General features: G+C 66.3%; 19 protein-coding genes and 1 riboswitch. Of the genes, 3 read left to right on the top strand and 16 right to left on the bottom strand.

Translation table 11 applies throughout. The annotated features are described in order from the left end of the window. Window positions 1-181: 181 nt before the first annotated feature. Complete coding sequence (locus GW587_RS30675; RefSeq protein ID WP_166108705.1) at window positions 182-2,209, top strand: esterase-like activity of phytase family protein; 2,028 nt, start codon at window positions 182-184, stop codon at window positions 2,207-2,209. A gap of 39 nt (window positions 2,210-2,248) precedes the next feature. Here the strand turns inward: GW587_RS30675 and GW587_RS30670 are convergent, their stop codons facing one another. After that, window positions 2,249-2,626 carry a hypothetical protein gene (locus tag GW587_RS30670; protein WP_166108704.1) on the bottom strand — a complete coding sequence of 126 codons (378 nt, stop codon included), beginning with the start codon at window positions 2,624-2,626 and terminating at the stop codon, window positions 2,249-2,251. A 148-nt stretch (window positions 2,627-2,774) separates the two neighbouring features. On the opposite strand from GW587_RS30670, the gene GW587_RS30665 reads away from it, so the two are divergent. After that, on the top strand, window positions 2,775-4,796 hold the full coding sequence (locus GW587_RS30665; RefSeq protein WP_166108703.1) for a beta strand repeat-containing protein: 2,022 nt from the start codon (window positions 2,775-2,777) through the stop codon (window positions 4,794-4,796). On the opposite strand, the gene GW587_RS30660 is transcribed toward GW587_RS30665, so the two are convergent. Next, window positions 4,793-6,193 carry a DHA2 family efflux MFS transporter permease subunit gene (locus GW587_RS30660; RefSeq protein ID WP_166108702.1) on the bottom strand — a complete coding sequence of 467 codons (1,401 nt, stop codon included), beginning with the start codon at window positions 6,191-6,193 and terminating at the stop codon, window positions 4,793-4,795. The two genes, GW587_RS30665 and GW587_RS30660, sit on opposite strands and share 4 nt — an antisense overlap. Window positions 6,194-6,263: 70 nt before the next feature. Between GW587_RS30660 and GW587_RS30655 the strand changes: the two genes are divergently transcribed. Next, complete coding sequence (locus tag GW587_RS30655) at window positions 6,264-7,988, top strand: alkaline phosphatase D family protein (RefSeq protein WP_166108701.1); 1,725 nt, start codon at window positions 6,264-6,266, stop codon at window positions 7,986-7,988. Here GW587_RS30655 and bluB read toward each other — a convergent pair. The 14 genes from bluB to cobT all read right to left on the bottom strand — a co-directional run bounded on the left by bluB (window position 7,985) and on the right by cobT (window position 21,841). After that, window positions 7,985-8,644 carry a 5,6-dimethylbenzimidazole synthase gene (gene bluB / locus GW587_RS30650; RefSeq protein ID WP_166108700.1) on the bottom strand — a complete coding sequence of 220 codons (660 nt, stop codon included), beginning with the start codon at window positions 8,642-8,644 and terminating at the stop codon, window positions 7,985-7,987. The genes GW587_RS30655 and bluB overlap by 4 nt on opposite strands. Next, window positions 8,641-10,092, bottom strand: a complete 1,452-nt coding sequence (locus GW587_RS30645; protein WP_166108699.1) for a cobyric acid synthase — start codon at window positions 10,090-10,092, stop codon at window positions 8,641-8,643. Before GW587_RS30645 ends, bluB begins: the two co-directional genes overlap by 4 nt. A gap of 1 nt (window position 10,093) precedes the next feature. Next, window positions 10,094-10,984, bottom strand: a complete 891-nt coding sequence (locus tag GW587_RS30640; protein ID WP_166108698.1) for a cobalamin-binding protein — start codon at window positions 10,982-10,984, stop codon at window positions 10,094-10,096. Further along, on the bottom strand, window positions 10,981-11,961 hold the full coding sequence (cobD, locus tag GW587_RS30635) for a threonine-phosphate decarboxylase CobD (protein ID WP_166108697.1): 981 nt from the start codon (window positions 11,959-11,961) through the stop codon (window positions 10,981-10,983). Before cobD ends, GW587_RS30640 begins: the two co-directional genes overlap by 4 nt. Then, on the bottom strand, window positions 11,954-12,913 hold the full coding sequence (gene cbiB / locus GW587_RS30630; RefSeq protein ID WP_166108696.1) for an adenosylcobinamide-phosphate synthase CbiB: 960 nt from the start codon (window positions 12,911-12,913) through the stop codon (window positions 11,954-11,956). Before cbiB ends, cobD begins: the two co-directional genes overlap by 8 nt. Then, the gene (gene cobU, locus GW587_RS31570) at window positions 12,907-13,464 is read right to left on the bottom strand and encodes a bifunctional adenosylcobinamide kinase/adenosylcobinamide-phosphate guanylyltransferase (RefSeq protein WP_166108695.1); all 558 of its coding nucleotides are present in this window, start codon (window positions 13,462-13,464) and stop codon (window positions 12,907-12,909) included. Before cobU ends, cbiB begins: the two co-directional genes overlap by 7 nt. Then, window positions 13,461-14,771 (bottom strand): cobyrinic acid a,c-diamide synthase CobB, encoded by a 1,311-nt coding sequence (locus GW587_RS30620; RefSeq protein WP_166108694.1) that lies wholly within the window; start codon window positions 14,769-14,771, stop codon window positions 13,461-13,463. Before GW587_RS30620 ends, cobU begins: the two co-directional genes overlap by 4 nt. Beyond that, window positions 14,771-15,397 (bottom strand): cob(I)yrinic acid a,c-diamide adenosyltransferase, encoded by a 627-nt coding sequence (cobO, locus tag GW587_RS30615; protein ID WP_166108693.1) that lies wholly within the window; start codon window positions 15,395-15,397, stop codon window positions 14,771-14,773. The genes GW587_RS30620 and cobO overlap by 1 nt, the downstream gene beginning before the upstream one ends. After that, window positions 15,394-16,167: an ABC transporter ATP-binding protein gene (locus GW587_RS30610; protein ID WP_166108692.1), complete on the bottom strand. Its 774-nt coding sequence runs from the start codon at window positions 16,165-16,167 to the stop codon at window positions 15,394-15,396. Before GW587_RS30610 ends, cobO begins: the two co-directional genes overlap by 4 nt. Further along, a complete protein-coding gene (locus GW587_RS30605) occupies window positions 16,167-17,189 on the bottom strand; it encodes a FecCD family ABC transporter permease (RefSeq protein WP_166108691.1) in 1,023 nt (340 codons plus the stop codon). The genes GW587_RS30610 and GW587_RS30605 overlap by 1 nt, the downstream gene beginning before the upstream one ends. Window positions 17,190-17,270: 81 nt before the next feature. Next, the gene (locus GW587_RS30600) at window positions 17,271-19,130 is read right to left on the bottom strand and encodes a TonB-dependent receptor domain-containing protein (protein ID WP_166108690.1); all 1,860 of its coding nucleotides are present in this window, start codon (window positions 19,128-19,130) and stop codon (window positions 17,271-17,273) included. 140 nt (window positions 19,131-19,270) lie between these two features. Then, window positions 19,271-19,489: riboswitch (cobalamin riboswitch) on the bottom strand. Between the two features lie 18 nt (window positions 19,490-19,507). After that, window positions 19,508-20,041 (bottom strand): histidine phosphatase family protein, encoded by a 534-nt coding sequence (locus GW587_RS30595; RefSeq protein WP_166108689.1) that lies wholly within the window; start codon window positions 20,039-20,041, stop codon window positions 19,508-19,510. After that, window positions 20,042-20,809, bottom strand: coding sequence for an adenosylcobinamide-GDP ribazoletransferase (locus GW587_RS30590; protein ID WP_166108688.1), 768 nt, complete (start codon window positions 20,807-20,809; stop codon window positions 20,042-20,044). A gap of 6 nt (window positions 20,810-20,815) precedes the next feature. Continuing rightward, window positions 20,816-21,841 carry a nicotinate-nucleotide--dimethylbenzimidazole phosphoribosyltransferase gene (gene cobT / locus GW587_RS30585; RefSeq protein ID WP_166108687.1) on the bottom strand — a complete coding sequence of 342 codons (1,026 nt, stop codon included), beginning with the start codon at window positions 21,839-21,841 and terminating at the stop codon, window positions 20,816-20,818. Between the last annotated feature and the right edge of the window lie 237 nt (window positions 21,842-22,078).

Below are 22,078 nucleotides of genomic sequence, written 5' to 3'. Positions count from 1 at the left end.
AGGACCGTGAAACAACTCTGCGCCGATGATAGTGCTGCAACCAGTGTGAAAGTAGGTTATCGTCAAGCTAGTTATATTAAAAAAGCCCGCTCAGTGATCTGAGCGGGCTTTTTTTCGTCTGTCATCGGCGTGTAACGTATTGTAGCTAGACTTGCCCTTTTTCCAATTGAGGGCTCCCAGCATGAACAAATATTCCTTATTGTCGCTCGCCGTGTTTTCCGTCCTGGCGGGGTGTGGTGGAGACAGCAGCGACAATGCGCCAGCCAAACCGTCGATCACCGGCGTGTTCCTGGATGGCGCGGTGGAGAACCTGGACTATGTCGCCGGCACCGCCGCCAAGTCCAGCACAACCGCCAAGGGCGAGTTCACATGCTATGCTGGCGACACCGTCAGCTTCAGCATTGGCGGGATCGCGCTGGGCAGCGCCGCTTGCGCCGCCACCATCACGCCGCTGCAACTGGCCGGCGTCACCGACATCAAGGACGCCAAAGTGGTCAACCGCCTGCTCGCCCTGCAACTGCTGGATGACGACAGCGACCCATCCAATGGCATCAAGCTGACCGCCGAGGTGAAAACCGCGCTGGCCGCCAAGAGCGCCGACTTCACGGCCGCCGCCGCCGCCTTCAACACCGCGCTGGGCGCCAACCTGACCGCCGCCGGCGCCAAGTACGTCGCCCGCAGCGTCGACGACAGCCGCCGCGCGCTGGTGCGCGAGCACTTCGAAGACACGCTGGCCTCCAAGGTCGGTACGCCGGTCAACGAGACGTTCAGCCAGACCACGCCGCTGGGCGCCGTCGCCGTCACCGTGACGCGCTACCAGATGCAGGCGGCCAGCAGTTTCTACATTCCGTACGAGGGCAGCAACGCCAAGGTGAAGGAGGAGTTCCCGCTGGGCTTCCTGCCATCCTACGGTTCGTCGATCGCCTTCAAGGGCACCAACGCCAACGGCGACATGGAGTTCTACGGCCTGACCGACCGTGGCCCGAACGGTGACGGCCCGAACCTGCCGGCCTTGAGCGGCGGCGGCGTCACCGGCGCCAAGATCTTCCCGTCGCCAAGCTTCGCGCCGGCCTTCGGCGTGATCACGGTCGGCAAGAACGGCGCGGTGCTGATCTCATCGACGCCGATCAAGGTATCGGCCAGCGTCAACGCCTCCGGCTTGCCGGTGGCGCCCGGCGCGGTCGGCAACTCGTCCGAGCTGCCGGTCATGGATGTGATGAAGTACGACGCCAACAGCAAGGCCACCTTCAACGCCGGCGGCCTCGACAGCGAGGCCATCGTGGTCGACAAGAAGCGCAACGTGCTGTGGGTGTCCGACGAGTACGGTCCGTTCATCGTCAAGATCGATCCGGCCACCGGCATCATCCTCAACAAGTACGCGCCGGGCAGCGGCCTGCCGGATATCTTCCTGAAGCGGCGCGCCAATCGCGGCATGGAAGGCCTGGCGCTGGACACCAGCACCGACAAGCTGCACGGCTTCCTGCAAAGCCCGCTGACCGACGGCAACGCGAGCTATTCGGTGACCGGCAAGAGCGAGGCGATCGAACGCTTCGCGCGCTTCACGCGCTGGATGGAATTCGATCCGACCACCGGTACTTCGGGCAAGATGTACGCCTATCCGCTGGACGCGGCCGACTACCAGGACGGCCGCACCGGCAACGCCAAGCTGGGCGACGTGGTCGCGCTGGGCAACGGCAAGTTCATCGTGATCGAGCAGGGCGCGGCGCCGAGCGGCAAGGTGTTCAACAAGCTGATGCTGGTGGAGATCGGCAGCGCGACCAATATCGCGGCCGCCGGCTACAACGTCACCACGTCCGACCTGGAGAAGAGCAGCATGGGTGGCGTGGCGGTCAACGGCGCCGACTGGAAATCGGTGACGACGCTGAAGAAAACCCTGCTGCTGGATCTGAACGCGATCGGTTGGCTGGCCGAGAAGGCGGAGGGCTTGACCATCGTCGACGGCAACACGCTCGCGCTGGCCAACGACAACGACTTCGGCATGAAGACCAAGGTCTACACCGCCGCCGGCGTGGCGGTGGAGGATGCCGATGTCACCAAGTGCAATATCGATGCGAGCGGCGCCATCATCACCAGCAGCAGCGCAGGCTGTACCGCCGGGAACACGATCCGCGTCGCGCGCGGCACCGACGCCGAACGCCCTAGCCGCCTGTGGCTGATCAAGTTCACCAAGGCGCTGAACACGTTCTAAGAATCAAAGGCGGGCCGGTTGCGAAACCGCCCGCCTTGTTTAATGTGCCGCGTTCTGCTCGGCGATCAGCTTGGCGATTTGCGAATCGGTCTTCACCGGTTCGATCAACAGCACCTGCTGGCGGTTGATCTGCATGCGGTCCGGATTGTGCGCTTCGCCACCGCGCTTGACCAGCACACTGGTGACCGCCCTGGTTTCCGGATTCTGCCGCCCCTGGATGTAGAACACATCGCGCAGCGTCACGTAGTCGCTGCCGCCTTCCTCCATTTTCCCGAAGAACATCTGGCCGTTCATCAGCGCCACCGCCTGGTAAGGCGTGTCGAGCCTAGGCGCCTTGTGGCCGAAGGCGATGGCGCATGCGGCGACGGCGAGCGTCACGGTGGCGATGGCCGTGACGACGGCGGCTATTTTCTGCATGATTACTCCCGGTTGATCCAAATGCCGCGCAGCTTATCAGCTTCGCGCGGCCGCGCACAGCCATCGGGCGCTGTAACAACGGCGTCACAAGCTTGTCATAATTTTATGGGATATTGGAAGTTTGCTCACATCACAAACGGGACAAACCATGCAGCTCGCCTTGCCGAAATCCTCCTCCGCCATTCAATTCTTGCTGTTGGTCGCGGCGCTGCCGGTCGCCGCATCGGCAGCTGATTTTACGATCAACGGCGCCGGCACCACCGCGCAAACGCTGACCGCAGGGCAGAGCGGCAACATCGCCGCCGGCGGTTCGCTGACGGTGGGCGGCAGTGGGGTTGCGGTGACGGTGTCCGGCGCTAACGTTCAGCTGAACAACCTGGGCACCATCAATCAGACCGGCTCCGGCCGCGCCATCCGCGACGACAGCGCCGTGACCAGCCTGGTGATCAACAACGGTAGCGCGAGCAACAGCGCCGCGTTGATACAGACGGCCGACGCCGATGTGATCCAGATGAACAAGGGCAAGTCCGGCGTGACGCTGAATAACTATGGCTCGATGATTTCGCTCAACGCCACCAGCGGCGGCCAGGCGGTGGACTTCAACGCGATCAGCTCCGGCACCAACGTGGTCAACAACTTTGCCGGCGCGCTGCTGAAGGCCGTCAAGGCGGACGCGGTCCGCACCGGCGTGAACGGCGTGGTGAACAACTCCGGCACCATCATCTCCGTGACCGCCGGCGGCGACAGCAACGACGGTATCGATATGCAGAACAATTCCGGCGCGCAGATCGTCAACGGCGCCACCGGCCTGATCGAAGGCGGCCGTCATGGCATCACCGGCGGCCAGCTGGATGCGTCGTCGACCTTCGTGGTCAACGTGATCAACCAGGCCGGCGGCGTCATTCGCGGCATCGACGGTTCCGGCATCAACCTGGATGGCTTCAACAGCAAGCAATCGGCACTCATCGTCAACCACGGCACCATCAGCGGCAACGGCGTGACCGGTGACGGCGACGGCCTCGATGTGGACGGCATCGCCAACATCACCAACACCGGCATCATCCGCTCGGTCAACGCCTTCAGCGCAGCGGGCGCGGGTCTGGCCTTCAGCGAAGGCATCAGCGTCGGCGGCGGTACCATTGACAACTCGGGCACCATCGAGGGCTTGGTCAACGCCGGCAACACCAACGCGGTCGGACGCGGCATCACGCTGGCCGGCAACGACATCAGCGGCAGCAACGGCCTGCGCGAAGGCCTGTACGGCAACGCCATCATCACCAACCAGACCGGCGGCCTGATTCGCGGCCAGAGCGATTCCGCCATTGTCGCCGTCGGCGCGGCCAGCGGCTTCAAGGTCAGCATCACCAACCAGGCCGGCGCCTCCATCGTCGGCGGCGGCAGCGTCAATGCCGCGATCAAGACCGGCGCCGACAACACCGTCATCGTCAACGCCGGCATCATCAACGGCAGCAGCAGCGGCAAGGCGATCGAGATGGGCAGCGGCAGCAACAGCCTGACCATCACCGGCGGCGTCATCACCGGCAGCATCAACGGCGGCAGCGGCGGCGCGAATACCATGGCGGTCAATCCGGGCGCGGGCAACAGCTTCGCTTACGCCGGTGCGATTTCCAACTTCAGCAAGGTCGAGATCCAGAGCGGCGATGTCAGCTTCTCCGGCGTCAGCAGCTACACCGGCGCGACGCAGCTGAGCGGCGGCACGCTGACGCTGGTCGGCGCCAACCGCCTGTCCGCCGACAGCGCGCTGCTGCTGAACGGCGGCACGCTGCGCCTGACGAACGCCGGCGGCGCCAACGGCCAGAGTTTCGCCAGCCTGTCGCTGAGCGACGACTCGTCGGTGCTGCTGGGCGGCTCGTCGCTGACCTTCGGCGCGCTGGGCGCCATCGTCGGCGGCAAGACGCTGTCGTTCACCGAGGCGGCATCTGGCGCCTACGCCTTCCGCCTGTTGGGCGATTACTCGTCGGACGCCGCCTTCCTGCTGCTGGTCGGCGCCACGCACATCGACGGCCTGGCCGCCCGCTACAGCTTCGACGGTACCTACACTTCGATCACCGCCGTGCCAGAGCCAACCACCTATGCGATGCTGTTTGCCGGACTGGGTCTGGTGGCGGCGATCGCACGCCGCCGCGCGGGGAAATCGCCGGCCGCCTAAGCGCTGCCTTTGCTGATCGATTCGCCGTCTTCCTTGCGCAAGGTCCAGAAGGTCAGCGACGACAGCAGCGTCAACACCGCCAGCGCGATGAAAGCGTGGTGCAGCGCCGAGGTCAGCGCCAGCCGGTTGGACTGCGGCAGGTCGCCGAGGAACCAGCCGGTGATCAGCGAGCCGGTGGCCAGCCCGAAGCTGGCCGACAGCTGCTGCATCGAGCTGGCGATGGTGCTGGCCATGCTGGAATCGGCGCTGTCGACATCGGCGTAGGCGATGCTGTTCATGCTGGAGAACTGCAGCGAATTGAAGAAGCCCAGGCACAGGCTGATCATCACGATGGCGATGATCGGCGTGCCTTGCTGGACGAAGCTGTACATGCTGATGGTCAGGCCGATCAGCACCGTGTTGACGGTCAGGACCTGGCGATAGCCGAAGCGCGCCAGCACCCGCACCGAGATGAACTTCATGCCCATCGCGGCGGCGGCGGACGGCATCATCAGCAAGCCCGATTGCCAGGCCGGCAGGCCAAGGCCCAGCTGGTACAGCAGCGGCAGCAGGAAGGGCAGGCCGCCGACGCCGATGCGCGTGACAAAGCCGCCGCCGACCGAGACGCGGAAGGTGCGGATCTTCAGCAGCGCCAGGCGCAGCAGGGGAAACGGCGCATCCTTGGCGTGCCACACATAGGCCGCCAGCAGGCAGCAGGCGATCAGCAACAGCACCGCCGCCGAGGTCACATCCAGCTTGTGTTCGCCGAACACCTCCAGCAGCCATGACAGCAGCGCGATCCCGGTACCGAACAAGACCAGGCCGATCATGTCCAGCGGACGCACGCCGTCGCCGCGATAGTCCGGCATGTAGCGGTGCGCGAGGTAGATCGCCGCCACGCCGACCGGCACGTTGACGAAGAAGATCTCGCGCCACGACATCCAGTGCACGATCAGGCCGCCGACCGTGGGACCGAGCAGGGGGCCGATCAGCGCCGGGATGATCACGAAGTTCATCGCCGACAGCAGCTCGCTCTTGGGGAAGGTGCGGATGATGGCCAGCCGTCCGACCGGCATCATCATCGCCGCGCCGATGCCCTGCAGCAGCCGCGCCGCGACCAGCATCGGCGAGTTGACCGAGAGCCCGCACAGCACCGAGGCGACGGTGAAGATGGCGATGGCGCTCATGAAGACGCGCCGCGTGCCGAAGCGGTCGGCCATCCAGCCGCTGATCGGAATGGCGACGGCGAGGCTGAGGATGTAGCTGGTGACCACGGCTTTCAAGCTGAGAGGCGTGACGTTCAGGCTGGCCGCCATGGCGGGAATCGCGGTGTTGACGATGGTGGAGTCCAGCTGCTCCATGAAGAGCGCGGTGGCTACCACCCAGGGCAGATAGGTCTTGGCGGCGGATGGGTTCATGCCCCCGATTGTCACACAAAAGAAACCGGACGGTCATAAGCGCGTCACGTATCGGGCGTAACTTGCGCTCATGGACGCCAAACCTCCGGGACGCCGTACGTTTATCCGCCAGATGGCCGCATCGACCGCGCTGCTCGGCGCGGGCACCACGGGCCTGGGCGGCTGCACCAGCACCGCCGCTGGTTTCGACGAGGGCGCCGCCGCCGGCTTCCGGCACGGCGTGGCCAGCGGCGATCCGCTCAACGACCGCGTGATCCTGTGGACCCGCGTCACGCCGCATCGCGCCGATGCGGGGAGCGACATCGCGGTGCATTGGCAGATGGCGACCGATCCGGCGATGCGGACGCTGGTGGCGGGAGGCAGCGTGCTGGCCTCGGCGCGCCAGGACTACACGGTCAAGATCGATGCCGCCGGCCTGCTGCCGGGGCATGTCTACTATTATCAGTTCGCGGCCGATGGCCGGAAGTCGGTGGTGGGCCGCACCAAGACGCTGGCGCGGTCCGATGCGCGTCAGGTGCGGCTGGCGGTGTTCTCCTGTTCGAACTACCCGTCCGGCTATTTCAACGTCTACGCCGACGCGGCGCGCCAGGACGATATCGACGCCGCGCTGCACATCGGCGACTATATCTACGAATACGAAAGCACCGGCTACGCCTGCGAACATGCCGAGACGCTGGGCCGCGTGTCGGAGCCGCGCGACCTGCTGCTGCGGCTCGACGACTATCGCCGCCGCTATGCGCAGTATCGCTCCGATCCGGATTTGCAGGCGGTGCATGCGGCCATGCCCTTCATCGCGGTCTGGGACGACCATGAGCTGGCCGACGACACCTGGCGCGATGGATCGATCGATCACAAGGCCAGCGAGTTCGGTCCCTTCGCGCTGCGCAAGCAGGCGGCGATCACCGCGTATCACGAGTGGATGCCGATCCGTTTGCCGGATGCGGCGGCGCCGGACAAGATTTACCGCTCCTTCGATTTCGGCGGCGTGGTGTCGCTGCATATGCTGGATACGCGGGTGATCGCGCGCGACCAGCAGCTGATGCTGTCGTCCTATTACGACGAGAACAAGCGCTTCGATGCGGAGAAGTATCGACAGGACGTGTGCTCGCCGCGCCGGCAGATGCTGGGCCGCGAGCAAATGGAATGGCTGGAGGGACGCGTCAGGCAGTCGAGTGCGCGCTGGCAGATGCTGGGCCAGCAGGTGCTGATGGCGCGCATGGAGTATCCGGGCGCCGTGGTCATGGGCGAATGCAGCAGCAGCGACTACTGCGCGCTGAAGCAGCGCGCGGCGGCCGATCCGTCCTGCGTCAACGAGAAGGAACAGCGCTGGCTGGCCGCGCCGACCTTGCCCTGCTACCTGGATTCGTGGGACGGCTACCAGAGCGACCGCGAACAGGTGTTCGAGATGATGCGCCAGCACCGCAAGAACCTGGTGGTGCTCGCTGGCGATACCCACAACGCGTGGGCCAGCGATCTGCATGATGCGCAGGGTCGCCAGGTCGGCGTGGAATTCGCCACCGCGTCGGTATCGTCGCCGGGGATGGAGGGATCTTACCCGGGCCGCGATCCCGAGGACGTGGCCAGCATGATGGTCGATCTGATCGAGCCGCTGTACTACGCGCAGACCAGCAAGCGTGGCTACATGATCGTCACGGCCAGCCACGAGCAGGTGCGCTGCGACTGGCGCTTTGTGGACACGGTGTTCAAGCACGAGTTCACCGCCGCGACGGAGCGCAGCCTGCGCACGCGGGCGGGGCCGGGCAATCGCAGGATCGAGGAGTGCGGCGGCGCTTAAGGTGCGGCGGCGGGGTTGTCCCAGCGGTCTTCGAACATGATGTCGGCGAGCGGGCGGCGTTTGTCCCAACGCTCCAGTTCCAGCATCGGCGCGGTGTAGAACTCGTGCACCTGGCCGACGCACAGCACGGCGATGGGCTGGCTGCCATCCGGCATGCCGCAGATCTCGCGCAGCCGCTGCGGATCGAACATCGACACCCAGCCGGCGCCTATGCCTTCGGCGCGCGCGGCCAGCCAGAAATTTTGCAGCGCGCAGGAGGCGGAGGCGAGATCCATTTCCGGCATGGTGCGGCGGCCGAAGACGTATTCGTCGCGCTTGTCGATCAGGCCGACCACCAGCACCTCGGCGCAGGCGAGGATGCCTTCCACCTTGAGCTGCATGAATTCCTCTGCGCGCTTGCCCAGCGCTTCGGCGGTCTTGATGCGTTCTTCGTTCACGTGCTGGTGGATGCCCGCGCGCAGCGCGGGATCGCCGATGCGGATGAAGCGCCATGGTTGCATCAGGCCGACGCTGGGGCCGTTGTGGGCGGCTTCGATGAAGCGCCGCAGCTGGCCCGGTTCCAGCGGCCCCGGTTTGAAATGACGCACGTCGCGGCGTTCGCGGATGGCGCGGTAGACGCCTGCCATTTCGGCGTCGGTGAAGGCGTGCGGGTTCATGCTTTCAATGCGATCAAGGCGTCAAGCAAGGGCTGGGTGGCGTCGGCGATGCGATCCAGGCTGGCTTCGCGCAACGCGCTGGTGTCCACCGTATGGTCGGAGTTCAGGCCGGCCCAGCGCAGCAGCGCGGCGCTGGCTTGCGGCGTGTCGAACAGCCCGTGCAGATACGTGCCGAGGATCTGGTCGTCCGCCGAGCGCGCGCCTTCCGCGCGGCCTGCGATGATGAAGGCGGGCGTCGCCAGCGCGGCGCCGGTGGAGATGCCCATGTGGATCTCGTAGCCGCTGACGCTGGCGCCTTCCGCGTCGAAGGCGCAGACGCCTTCCACCTGCTCCAGCCGTTTGTCGCTCGTCATTTCGGTGCTCATGTCGAGCAGGCCGAGGGCGGGCGACTCGCCGGCCTTGCCCTCCATGCCCAGCGGATCGGTGACGCTGCGGCCCAGCATCTGGAAGCCGCCGCAAACGCCGATCACCTTGCCGCCGTAGCGCAGGTGGCGCGCGATCGCTTCCGGCCAGCCCTGGGCGCGCAGCCAATCGAGGTCGCCGCGCGTGTTCTTGCTGCCGGGGAGGATGATCAGGTCGGCGGCGGGGATGGCTTCGCCCTGGCGAACGAAACGCAGGTCGACGTCGGGATGGGCGCGCAGCGCGTCGAAGTCGGTGTGGTTGCTCATGCGCGGCAGGCTGGGCACCACGACGCGGAAGGCGCCGCGTTCGGCCTGCACCGCCTGCACCGCGTCTTCCGCATCGAGGAACAGGCCGTGCAGATATGGCAGCACCGCCAGCACCGGCTTGCCGGTCTGCCGCTCCAGCCATTCCAGGCCTGGCTCCAGCAGCTTGATGTCGCCACGGAAGCGGTTGATGACGAAGCCGATGGTGCGCGCGCGTTCGCTCTCCGACAGACAGGACAGCGTGCCGACCAGATGCGCGAACACGCCGCCGCGATCGATGTCCGCCACGATGATCACCGGGCAGTCGACTTTTTCGGCGAAGCCCATGTTGGCGATGTCGCGGTCGCGCAGGTTGATCTCGGCCGGACTGCCGGCGCCTTCGACGATGATGCTGTCGTACTGCGCCAGCAGGCGCTCGTGCGATTCCAGCACCGCCTGCATCGCCACGGTCTTGTACTGGTGGTAGTCGCGCGCGTTCATCTCGGCGCGCACTTTGCCGTGGATGATGACTTGCGCGCCGATGTCGCTCGATGGCTTGAGCAGGATCGGATTCATGTCGGTATGCGGCGCCAGGCCGGCGGCGATGGCTTGCAGCGCCTGGGCGCGGCCGATCTCGCCGCCGTCGGCGGTGACGGCGCTGTTGAGCGCCATGTTCTGCGGCTTGAACGGCGCCACGCGCACGCCCCGGCGCTTGAGCAGGCGGCACAAGGCGGCGACCACGGTGCTCTTGCCGGCGTCCGAGGTGGTGCCCTGTACCATCAGGGTGGTGTAAGGGAAGCGCATGTCAGTTCTTGCGGTGCTTGCGCGCCGTTTCGAGCCGTTCGCACAGCGCGGTGGCGCCGGCGACCATGCGCGGGCCGGCGCGGTTCAGCAGTTCGCCCTCCAGCCGGAACAGGTTGTCGTTCTTCACCGCCTGCATGGTCGGGTAGGGACGCCACAGGTCGACGCTGCCGTAATCCTTTTCGCTGGTGCCGACGATGGCTTCCGGGTCCGCCTGCAACACCGCCTCCACGCTGACGACGGGCGCGGTCACTTTCAGGTCGGCGAAGATGTTCACGCCGCCGCACAATTGAATCGCGTCGCTGACGATGGATTTGTTGCTCAGGGTGTAGAGCGGCTTGTCCCAGACCTGATAGAACAGGCGCACCGGCGGGCGTGTCGAATACTGCTTGCCCAGCGCGGCGAACTGCTTGCGGATTTCGGCGGCGGCGGGTTGCGCGATTTTTTCGGTGCCCATCAACTGCCCCAGACGTTCCACGTTCTCGGAAATGCCTTCCAGCTTGAGCGGTTCGCTGTGGTACAGCGGCACGTTCAGCTGGCGCAGCATCTCGATCTGGCGCTCGACGTTACCGTGCATCCAGATGACGATCAGGTCCGGCTTCATGGCGATCACGCGTTCCATGTCGATCTGGCGGTTGTCGCCGACGCGCGGGATTTTCTTGGCCGCTTCCGGAAAATCGCTGTAGGTGACCGCGCCGACGATCTTGTCCGCGCCGCCCGCAGCGAACAGCAGCTCCGTCACATGCGGCGACATCGCGATCACGCGCTGCGCCGGCTTTTGCAGTGTGACGACATTGCCGTCGTCGTCGCGCACGGTGATGGCGGCACCGGCGGCTGCGGCGGCCAGCGACAGGGTGGCGCAGGCGGTCAGCATGAGGATCGTTGCTTTGTTCATTGAGTGGTCCATTCGGTGAGGGCTGTACGCAGGCGCAGCCAGCCTGCTTCGTCGGGCGGCAGTCCGAGGCGGACGCCGCGTGCAGCTTGTTTGAAGAGGCGTATCCAGATGCCGCGTTCCGCCATGTGGCGCCAGAATTCTTCCGCGCGTGGTTCCGCCCACCATTGGAACAGCGGCGTGCCGGACGACTGGATGCCGTGCGCCGCCAGCAGCGCTTGCAGGCGCTCGCCGTCGGCGTGCAGCCGCCGCAGCGTATCGTCCTGCCAGGCTTGGTCGCGCAGGGCGGCCAGCGCGATGTGCTGTGCCGGGCCGCTGATGGTCCAGGGGCCCAGCAGGTCGGCCAGGCCGCGCAGCAGGTCGGGATGCGCGGCGACGAAGCCGAGGCGGATGCCGGCCAGGCCGAAGAACTTGCCGACCGAGCGCAGCACGATCAGGCCGGGACGGCCGCTGTGCGCGGCGATGCTGTTGTGCTGCCCGGTGTCGCCGAAGGCTTCATCGACCACCAGCCAGCCGCCGCGCGCCGCCAGCTGGTCGGCCCAGCGCAGCAGCTGCGCGGCCGGCACCACGGCGCCGGTAGGATTGTTCGGATTGATGACGACCATGACGTCGCTGTGTGCAACCGCCGCTTCCAGCTCCTCGTACGGCGTCTGCGTCAGCGTGTGTCCGTGCTCGCTCCAGTGGTGCGCGTGTTCCGCATAGGAGGGCGCCGACACCGTCACGCGCGACGGCTTGCGTAGCCGGGGCAAGGTTTGTATCGCCGCCTGCGTGCCGGCCACGGGCAGCATCCGCGGCGCGCCGTAGTAGGCGGCCGCGGTGGCAGCCAGCGCCGGATCGGCTTCCGGCAGCCGGTGCCACGCGTTGCCCGGTAGCGCAGGCGCCGGATACCAGTGCGGGTTGATGCCGGTCGACAGATCGAGCCAGTCGTCGCGCCCGAAGCGCAGCGCGGCGTCGCGCAGATTGCCGCCGTGTTCAAGCATGGACGTACCTCGTCAGCGCCGCGCAGGCGCAGGCCACCGCCAGCCAGAGCATGGTGGCGCGCGCGACCAGCTCCCAGGCGCGGCGGATGTCGGCGCCGGTCGCAGGTTCGCCCGCGCCCAGCGGTGGACGGTGTTCGACTTCGCCGTCGTAGATGGCGGCGCCGCCCAGCCGCACGCCGAGCGCGCCGGCGCCGCTGGACATGACCGGGCCGGCGTTCGGGCTGCTCCACGCCGGTGCCTGCGCGCGCCAGCAGCGCCATGCGCGGCGCTTGCCTTCCAGCCCGGGCGCCAGCAGCACGTAGGACAGCGCGGTCAGGCGCGCGGGAATGTAATTGAGCGCGTCGTCGAGGCGCGCGGCGGTGCAGCCGAATTGCAGCAGGCGCGCGGTGCGGTAGCCCCACATCGCATCGAGCGTGTTCGCCATGCGGAACAGCACCGCGCCCGGGCCGCCAGCGACGATGAACCAGAACAACGTGCCGAAGACGGCGTCGTTGCCGTTTTCCAGCAGCGATTCGGCGCTGGCCTTGGTCAGCTCCACTTCGCTGGCGCTGGTGGTATCGCGGCTGACGATGCGGGCGGTCAGCAGGCGGGCATTGGGAAGATCGTTTTGTGCCAGCGCGTCGGCGATCGGCAGGTTGTGATCGCGCAGGCTGCGCAGGCCGAGGCAGAAGTACAGCATGACGGCGTGGGCGGCGGCCTGCGCGGCCTGGATGTTCAGCGCCCATATCAGCAGCGCGGCCAGCGCCGCCAACGGCAGCACGGCCAGCGTCCACGCCAGCGCGCCGCGCAGGAAACGGGAATCGCCGCGATTCAAGCGGCGCTCCAACGCGATCGCCAGATTGCCGAAGCCGACCAGCGGATGCCAGCGCCGCGCTTCGCCCAGCATCAGGTCGAGCACCACGCCGGCCACCATCAGCCAGGCGATGGCGAAAAAGCTCAACCCACTCAGCACGGCGCGCCTTTGAGCACCAGCGGCAGCCCAGCGGCGACAAAGATGGCGCGGTCGCAGATCGCGGCCACGGATTGGTTCAGGCGTCCCTGCTCGTCCATGAAGCAGCGCGAGACGGCGCCCATCGGCATGATGCCCAGGCCGACTTCGTTCGAGACCAGGATCACATCGCTGGCGCATTTGGTCAGCGCGCTGGCCAGCATGTCGTGCTGTTCATGGAACAGCGCCGGCAACACGATTTCGCCGACTTCCGGATAATCCTCTCCGCCGCTGAACAGCAGGTTGCTGAGCCACAGCGTCAGGCAGTCGACCATGATGACGCGGTCGGGCGAAGACCAGCGCAGCAGCTGGTTGCCCAGTGCCAGCGGCTCCTCGACGGTGATCCATTCGGCCGGACGGCCGGCGCGGTGGTGCGCGATGCGCGCCGTCATTTCGCTGTCGCCGGCGGTGGCGGTGGCGATGTAGACCACTTCCTTGCCGGTTTCGGCGGCGAGACGTTCGGCGTAGGCGCTCTTGCCCGAGCGCGCGCCGCCTAGAACCAGTGTACGAGTCATGACTCACTCCGTGAGAACAAGGCGGCGACCGCCGCCGGGTTGGATGGAAAATAAGCGTGAAAATACGAGGCCGTCAGCGAACCGACGCGATACCAGGCCTCTCCCTGTATAGCGGAGGGATGTTTGATAGTGTACGCCGCCGGCGCGGTCGCGGTCTCCAGTTTGGAGTAGTGGAAGGTGTGGCCGCGCAGGACGCCTTGTTCCGTTGCCAGTCCTTGCGAGCCGAGGCCGGCGAGGCGTGGTTGCATCGCCACCGCGCCCGGCAGCAGGCCGGCCATGTCCCAGATCGCGCCCTCCTTGTCGGCCAGCGTATCGGCCAGCGCCATCATGCCGCCGCATTCGGCGACGATGGGCACGCCGGCCGCATGGGCCGAACGGATCGATGCCTGCCAGGCATCGGCCTGCGACAGCGCCTCGCCGTGCAGCTCGGGGTAGCCGCCCGGCAGATAGACCGCGTCGGCTTCGGCCGGCACGGCGTCGTCGGCCAGCGGCGAAAAGAATGTCAGCGTCGCGCCGAGCGAGCGCAATGTATCCAGGTTGGCCGGGTAGATGAACATGAAGGCCGGGTCGCGCGCGACGGCGATGGTTTTCCCGGCCATCAGCGGAGCGTGTGCCGGCGCGGCTGGCGCTGGCGGGATCTCGATGCGGACGGGGCGCAACAGTTCCCACGCCGCTTCGTCGAACACCAGCTGGTCGGCCAGGTTGTCGAGCAGCGTGTCGATATCGCTGACTTCTCCCGGCAGCACCAGGCCGAGGTGGCGTTCCGGCAGCGACCGGGCCTGGCGCGGCAGGGTGGCGAACAGCGGAATGTCGCGCAGCGAGGCGGCGACCATTTTCGCGTGGCCTTCGCTGGCGACGCGGTTGGCGATCACGCCGGCCATCTCGACCGGGCCGTAGTCGCGCAGGCCGTGCACCAGCGCGCCGGCGGTTTGCGCCATCGCGGCGGCGTCGATCACCGCCATCACCGGCACGCCGAACTCGCGCGCCAGGTCGGCCGATGACGGCGTGCCGTCGTACAGCCCCATTACGCCTTCGATCAGGATCACGTCCGCCTCGGCGGCGGCTTGCGCCAGCTGGTCGCGGCACAGGTCGCGGCCGACCATCCACAAGTCCAGCGACCGCACCGGCGCGCCGCTGGCGCGTTCAAGCAGCATCGGATCGATGAAATCCGGCCCGCATTTGAACACGCGCACGCGCTTGCCCATGCGGACCAGCTTGCGCGCCAGCGCCGCCGTCACGGTGGTCTTGCCCTGGCCGGAGGCCACGGCCGCCACCAGCAGCGCCTTGACGTCAATGTGTGTCGACATCACCACTCGGTCCCCGCCTGCGCCACGATGCCGGCCTTGAAGGCGTGCTTGACGACTTCCATCTCCGTGACGGTGTCGGCGATGGCGATCAGCTCCGGCGGCGCGCCGCGGCCGGTGACGACCACGTGCTGCATCGCCGGCCGCGCCAGCAGGTCGTTGATGACGGTTTCCACATCCAGGTAGCGGTACTTCAGCGCGATGTTGAGTTCATCCAGCAGCACCAGGCCGATATCGGGATCGGCCAGGAACTGCTTCGCCTGTTCCCACGCCAGCTGCGCCTTGGCGATGTCGCGCTCGCGGTTCTGCGTCTCCCAGGTGTAGCCTTCGCCCATGGCGTGGAAGCTGATCTCCTCCGGGAAGCGGCGCAGGAATTTCTCTTCGCCGGTCTGCATCGCGCCCTTGATGAACTGCACCACGCCGACCTTCATGCCGTGGCCCATGGCGCGGATCGCCATGCCGAAACCGCTGGAGCTCTTGCCCTTGCCGTTGCCGGTGTTGACGATGATGATGCCGATCTGCTTGTCGGCGGCGGCGATCCTGGCGTCGATGATGGCCTTCTTGCGCTCCATGCGCACGCGGTGGCGTTCGTTCAGGGCGTTCAATTCGTCTGGATTCACGTCGTTCATTCGGTGTCCTCTTGTGGGATGAAGATGCTGCGCTTGCCGTGCTGGATGATGTCGATCGGGTGGCCGAGGTACTCGCCCAGGATATCGGCGCGCATGACTTCCGCCGTGGCGCCCGCCAGCCAGCGGCCATCGCCCATCAGCAGCAGCGCGTGGGTGGAGACGCTGTGCGCCAGCGTCAAATCGTGGCCGATCATGACGGCGGTCTTGCCCTGCTCGCGGCACAGGCGCGCCAGCAGGCCCATGACGCTGACCTGATGCGCCAGGTCCAGCGCGTTGGCCGGTTCGTCGAGCAGCAGCAGCGGCGTGTCCTGCGCCAGCATGGCGGCGATCGCCACGCGCTGGCGTTCGCCGCCGGACAGCGTGCGCACGTCGCGCTCCGCCAGGTCGGCGACTTCCATCGCATCCAGGGCCTTGATCGCGGCGGCGTGGTCGTCGCTGTCTTCCCAATAGCGGTTGCCGTGATATGGATGGCGCGCCGACAGCACGGTCTCGATCACGCTGTAGGAGAAGGCGTCGCTGCGGCTCTGCGCCAGGAAGGCGCGCTGGCGCGCCAGCTCGGCCAGCGGCCAGTCGGCGATCGGGCGGCCGCCGATGTCGACATGGCCGGCGTCCGGCGTGCGCAGGCCCGCCAGCGTGCGCAGCAAGGTGCTCTTGCCGGCGCCGTTGCGGCCGATGACGCTCCAGCATTCGCCGTCGCGCACGCGCCAGTCCAGGTTCGCGATAAGGCGGCGCTGGCCGATGTTCAAGGAGAGTTGATGAGTGCTGATCATTATTTGCGCAGCCGATGCAGTTGATACAGGAACACCGGCGCGCCGATCAGCGCCGTGACCACGCCCACCGGCAGCTGCTGCGGCGCGATGATGGTGCGGGCCAGCGTGTCCGCCAGCAGCAGGAAGGTGCCGCCGGCCAGCACCGCCGCCGGAATCAGCACGCGGTGGTCGGGGCCGACCGCGAAGCGGCAGGCGTGCGGCACGATCAGGCCGACGAAGCCGATGCTGCCGGCGTTGGTCACCGCGCTGGCGGTCAGCAGGCCGGAAATGAAGAACAATCCCTTGCGCAGGAAGCCGACGCGGATGCCCAGCGTGGCGGCGGCTTCGGCATGCAGGGCCATGACGTTCATGGCGCGCGCGTTGCGCAGCGCGAAAGCGAGGGCGCCGGCCAGCACGATCCATGGCAGCCAGCGCAGCGGCGCGCCGGACAGGTCGCCGATCATCCAGAACACCATGCTGCGCAGGCGGCTCTCGGGTGCGATCGACAGCATCAACGTCACCAGCGCCATGCAGGCGGACAGCAGGATGGCGCCGGTCAGCAGCAGCGTCGAGGTGCCGCCTTCGGCCGCCGTGCCGCCGCGCAGGTCGCGCCGCGCCAGCATATAGAGCATCATCGAAACGATCACCGCGCCGGCGAAGGCGGAGGCGTCGACCACCCAGGCGGCGCACATGAACAGCAGCGCTGCCAGCGCGCCGACCGAGGCGCCGCCGGAGATGCCCAGCACATAGGGATCGGCCAGGGGATTGCGCAGCAAGGCCTGCATCATCACGCCGGCCAGCGACAGCGAGGCGCCGGTGACGAAGGCGGTGGTGGCGCGGCTGACGCGCAGTTCGACCAGGGTGGAGGCCAGTGTCGTGGACTGGCCGTGCAGCAGTTCATTGACTGCGGCGGGAATATCGGAAAGGGGAATCGAGACCGAACCGGTCATGCCTGAAAAAACCAGGCTGGCAAACGCGAACAGGGCCAGCCCGATCAGGGTGACGGTGGCGCGCTGTCGCAGGTTGCGTGAGAAAGAATGCATGCACCACTTTCAAAAAAATCCGCCGGAAGCGAAAAAATCACTTCCGGCAGGTTACACCATACTGTAGCTAGTTTAATGCTGTTACTTGTAGCCGTAGCGGATGCCGGCGAAGACCTTGGAGTCTGGCGTGGCGTAGTTGCGCGCCAGGTCGTACTTCTTGTCGCCGACGTTGTTCCAGCGGACCAGCGCCGACCAGTCGCGGTTGAAGGCGTAGGTCGCGTACAGGTTCACCAGGCCGTAGCCGCCGAGGCGGTTCTTGTTGGCCGCGTCGTCGAAGCGGTCGCCGGATACTTCCAGCTCGACGCCGGCCTTCAGCGCGCCGATGCCGTAGTCGGCGCCCAGGTTGCCGTGCTTTTTCGAGCGGCGCGCCAGGCGCTTGTCGGTGGTTTCGTCCTTCGGATCCTGCAGGTCGATGCTGGCGGTCAGGTTGACGCCGGCCAGCTTGGTGGCGCCGCCGATGGTCAGGCCTTCCAGCAGTGCGTGGTTGACGTTGTAGGCGCAGCCGTTTTTGTAGTCCGCGATGCCGAACGGGCAAGGCGTGGTGTTGACCAGCAGGTCGGTCAGGCGGTTGTGATAGTAGCTGACGCTGACGGCGTTCACGCCGTCGTCGTAGCGCATGCCGACTTCCGCGTTCTTGCCTTCTTCCGGCTTGTTGCCCGGATTGCCGTAGCTCGGGAAGTACAACTCGTTGTAGGTCGGCGCGCGGAAGCTGGTGCCGTAGCTGGCGGTGGCGCGCAGCTGCTGCGTAAAGTTGTATCTGTAGCCCACCGAGCCGGTGTTCTTCGAACCGTAGACCGAATTGTCGCGGCGGATGCTGGCGTTCAGCAGGTTGGCGCCACGGCGCGCGTTGTACGACGCCGCCCACGAGTTGGTGGTGCGGTCGCGGTTCAATGCGGTGGAGCCGTTGGTCTCGACTTCTTCCTTGCGGTGATCGTACAGCAGTTGCAGCACGTCGTCGCCGATGCGTATGTCGTTTTGCAGCGTGATGTCGGTCTGCTTGGAGTTGATCTGCGAGTAGCCCGATGCGGTGGCGTTGCTGAAGTTCGCGCCTTCGTCCTTGCTTTGCGAGTATTGCAGCAGCGTATCGATGAACGGCACGAACTTGGCCTTGCCGTAGACCGAGGCGCTTTGCACCTTGGCTTCGCTGCGCACATCGTAGGCGGAGGCGCCGCCGTCGTATTGCGAGTCGAGTTTACTGTGCAGGAACAGCGCGCCGGCTTCGTAGCCTGGCGCCAGCTGCAGGCTGAATTGGCCGGAGACGTTTTCCTTGTCGTAGCCGTCGCGGTCCGCGTTGTACGAGGTGCTGCCCGGACGGGTGGCCGAGAAGCCGTCCGATTTTTCCTTGCCGGCGCTGATGGCGTAGCTGAAGCTGTGCTCACCGCCGGTGGCGCCGGACAGGGTGGCATCGAATTCGCGGGTCTGGTCGCTGCCGTAGCCGGCGAAGGCCGTCAGCGCTGGCGCGCCTTTGCCTTTCTTGGTGAAGATCTGGATCACGCCGCCGATGGCGTCGGCGCCGTACAGGGAGCTCAGTGGGCCGTAGACGATTTCGATATGGTCGATGGCCGTCAGCGGGATCGCGCTCCAGTTGGCGGCGCCGGTGGTGGACGAACCGATACGCACGCCGTCGACCAGCACGATGTTCTGGTTGCTGTTGGCGCCACGGATGTAGACGCTGGACGCGGTGCCGGCGCCGCCGTTGCGGGCGATCTCGATGCCGCGCTGGCGTTGCAGCAGATCGACGACGGAGCCGGCGCCGGATTGCGAAATTTGTTCGGCGCTGATGGTGACGCTGTCGCTGATGACGTCGGCCAGCGGCTGCGGCGAGCGGGTGGCGGTGACGACGATGGTGTCTGCGGCGGTAGGTTCGGCGTGTGCGTAGCAGGCGGCCAAGGCCAGCGCCAGCGACGACAGGGCCGCTGGACGGGAGATGCGTAGGGTCATGATCATTTTTTTCTGTTTAGTAGCAACCGGCCGACGTCCCCGTGGGCCAATTGTGAACAGAAGCGGAAAACAGGGAGAGACGCAGGGCCGAGCGATGCCTGGCCGGCCCGCTTTGTCCGTGTCGCGCACATCCCGTTCGCTCACTTCCACCTGTCTTGGCCGGTATCCGGGCTGGCAAATTAGACCGCCTCACCTTCCCATGCGGAGCACAGTGGTTGTCAGAGGAGGTTTGTCGCGGATGTCCGCGACACTTGCTTACCGTTGCGGGGGCAGCACACGTGGGCTTGTAAAAGCTTCGTGTTTCCCGTTTAACTGCGCGTCCGGACAGACGCGCGGGCACCAAAACGACGCCATTATACGGGTTTGCGGCGCTGCGGTCACAGCACCAGCGTCGATCCGTAGGGGATGTTGTGCGCGGCGCGCGCCGCATGCAGGGCCATCTCCGCCGGCGCGAGGCCAGTGTGGCACGCGGCAAGCAGCCGCATCGCGCCCGCGTGGCAGACGATGATGGCGTCGCTGCCGCAGGGCTGCTGGCGCTGGAGGTCGGCGTAAAAGTCGGCGATGCGCTCGGCCATCCGCAGCACGCTCTCGCCGCCGCCGGGCCGATAATGAACCACGTCGCCGGCCCAGGCGTCGATGTCGGCGCGCGGGATGGCGTCCCATGGCTGCATCTCCCATCCGCCGAAATCCATTTCGACCAGGCGTTCATCATAGATAGGCGCCGGCGACAAGCGAGCCGCCAGTTCCGCGCAGCGCCGCAGTGGGCTTGAGTACAGCGGCAGTCCGGCCGGCAGCGAGGCGCGCAGGGCAGCGAGCGTTTGCTCCAAATGCTCCGGCGCGACGGCGAGATCGGTGCGGCCGTAGCAGACGCCCGGCGCGACCAGCGGCTGCGGATGGCGCACCAGGATCACTTATGCACGCAGCGCGCCGAGCGCGCACAGATAGAACATCACTTCGCTGACCTGCTGCACCGCGCCCAGGCAGTCGCCGGTGTAGCCGCCAATGCGGCGCACGAATTTGCGCGCCAGCCAGATGGTGGCAATGGCGGCCAAGGCCACGCCGGCGAGCAGCGCACGCCATGTCAGCCATTGCAACGCGATGACCGCCAGTGCGGGAACGATCGCGGTGACGGCGGCGAGCAGGAATTCGGCGCCGCTCATTTTTTGCGCCAGCGGCTTGGCCTTGCCCTCGGCGCGTGCGTAGTCGAGGCGCCAGATCAGCGAAGTCGCCATCAGCCGCGACAACGGGTGCGCGACGAACAGCGCGCCGATGGCGGCTAAAGGCGGCAGCATCGACAGCGTGGTGAGCTTGAGCGCGAGCAGGCAAATGGTGCCGATCGCGCCATAGGCGCCGATGCGCGAGTCCTTCATGATCTCCAGCACGCGCTCCGGCGTCATGCCGCCGCCGAAGCCGTCGCACATGTCGGCGAAGCCGTCTTCATGGAAGGCGCCGGTGGCGTAGATGCCCGCTGCGGTCGAGAGGATGGCCGCGACAGGCGCCGGCAAAAAGTACGCGGCGACGGCATAGGTCGCGCCGGCGATGGCGGCCACCACCAGCCCCACCAGCGGGAAGTAACGCGACGCCTGGTTCAGCCACGCCGCGTCGAAGCCCACCCAGCCCGGGATCGGCAGGCGGGTGAAGAACTGCAGCGCGGTGAAGAACAGGCGGACCTGGTGCATGGCCGCCTACTCGGACTTTTCGCTGACCTGGGCCGATTCGAACGTGGCCATCTGGTTCAGGAAGTTGACCGCCGCGTGCAGCAGCGGCAGCGCCAGCGCGCAGCCGGTGCCTTCGCCGAGGCGCAGGCCCAGTTGCAGCAGCGGCTTGGCGTCCAGCGCGGCCAGCATCTGTTGATGGCCGCTCTCGTCGGAGCAGTGCGAGAACACGCAGTAGTCCAGGATCGCAGGGTGCATGCGCGCCGCGACCAGCAGCGCGCTGGTGACGATGAAGCCGTCGATCAGCAGCACCTTGCGCAGTTCGGCCGCCTTCAGCATGGCGCCGGCCATCATCGCGATTTCCAGGCCGCCGAAGGTGGCCAGTACGTCCAGCGGTTCGCTGGCGCTGGTGTGCTTGGCGACGGCGGCTTCGATCACGCGCTGCTTGTGCAGCACGCCGTCGGCGGAGAGGCCGGTGCCGGCGCCGACGCATTGCGCGACCGGGATGCCGGTCAGCTTATGCATCAGCGCTGCGGCGGCGGTGGTGTTACCGATGCCCATCTCGCCGAAGCCGACCACATTGCCATCCAGCTCGGCGGCCAGCGCCATGCCGGCGGCCAGCGCCGCTTCGCAGGTGGCGCGGCTCATCGCCGGCTGCTGCGCGAAGTTGTGCGTGCCGTGGGCCAGCTTGCGGTCGGTCAGGCCGTCGCGCGGGCCGAAGTCGTGATTGACGCCGGCGTCGATGACGCGCAGTTCGCAGTTGTTCTGCGCCGCGAAGACATTGATGGCGGCGCCGCGCGCGAGGAAGTTCTCCACCATCTGCCAGGTCACGTCCTGCGGATAGGCCGACACGCCTTCCGCCACGATGCCGTGATCGGCGGCGAACACCAGGATGGTGGGCTGTTCCAGTGCGACTTCGCGGGTGTTCTGTATGAGGCCTATCTGTTTGGCCAATACTTCCAATACGCCCAGACTGCCCAGCGGCTTGGTCTTGTTATTGATGGCTTTGTCGAGCAGGGCGGCGAGCGCCGGGTTATCGGTCGTTGAAATAAACATGGGCTACTTAATAAATCTGGGAAGCGGCTATTTTACCCTTGCCAGCCCCGGGAGCCTTTGCTATAGTTCGCCCCCTCGCAGAACAGCACATCGTGATGAGAGAAAAAGAAGGGGTTGACGAGATGTGCGAAACGCCTCATAATCTTGCCTCTTCGCTGAAGAACAAAACGCTTCTTCAGCTAGCAACACCAAATTGAGTTCTTTAAAAATTAACAGTCGATAAGTGTGGACGTTTGA

The sequence above is a fragment of the Duganella aceris genome (assembly GCF_011090165.1).
GTDB lineage: Bacteria > Pseudomonadota > Gammaproteobacteria > Burkholderiales > Burkholderiaceae_D > Rugamonas > Rugamonas aceris.
The sequence above is the reverse complement of the archived record's forward strand: the minus strand, read 5'-3'. Positions and strand labels throughout refer to the sequence as shown.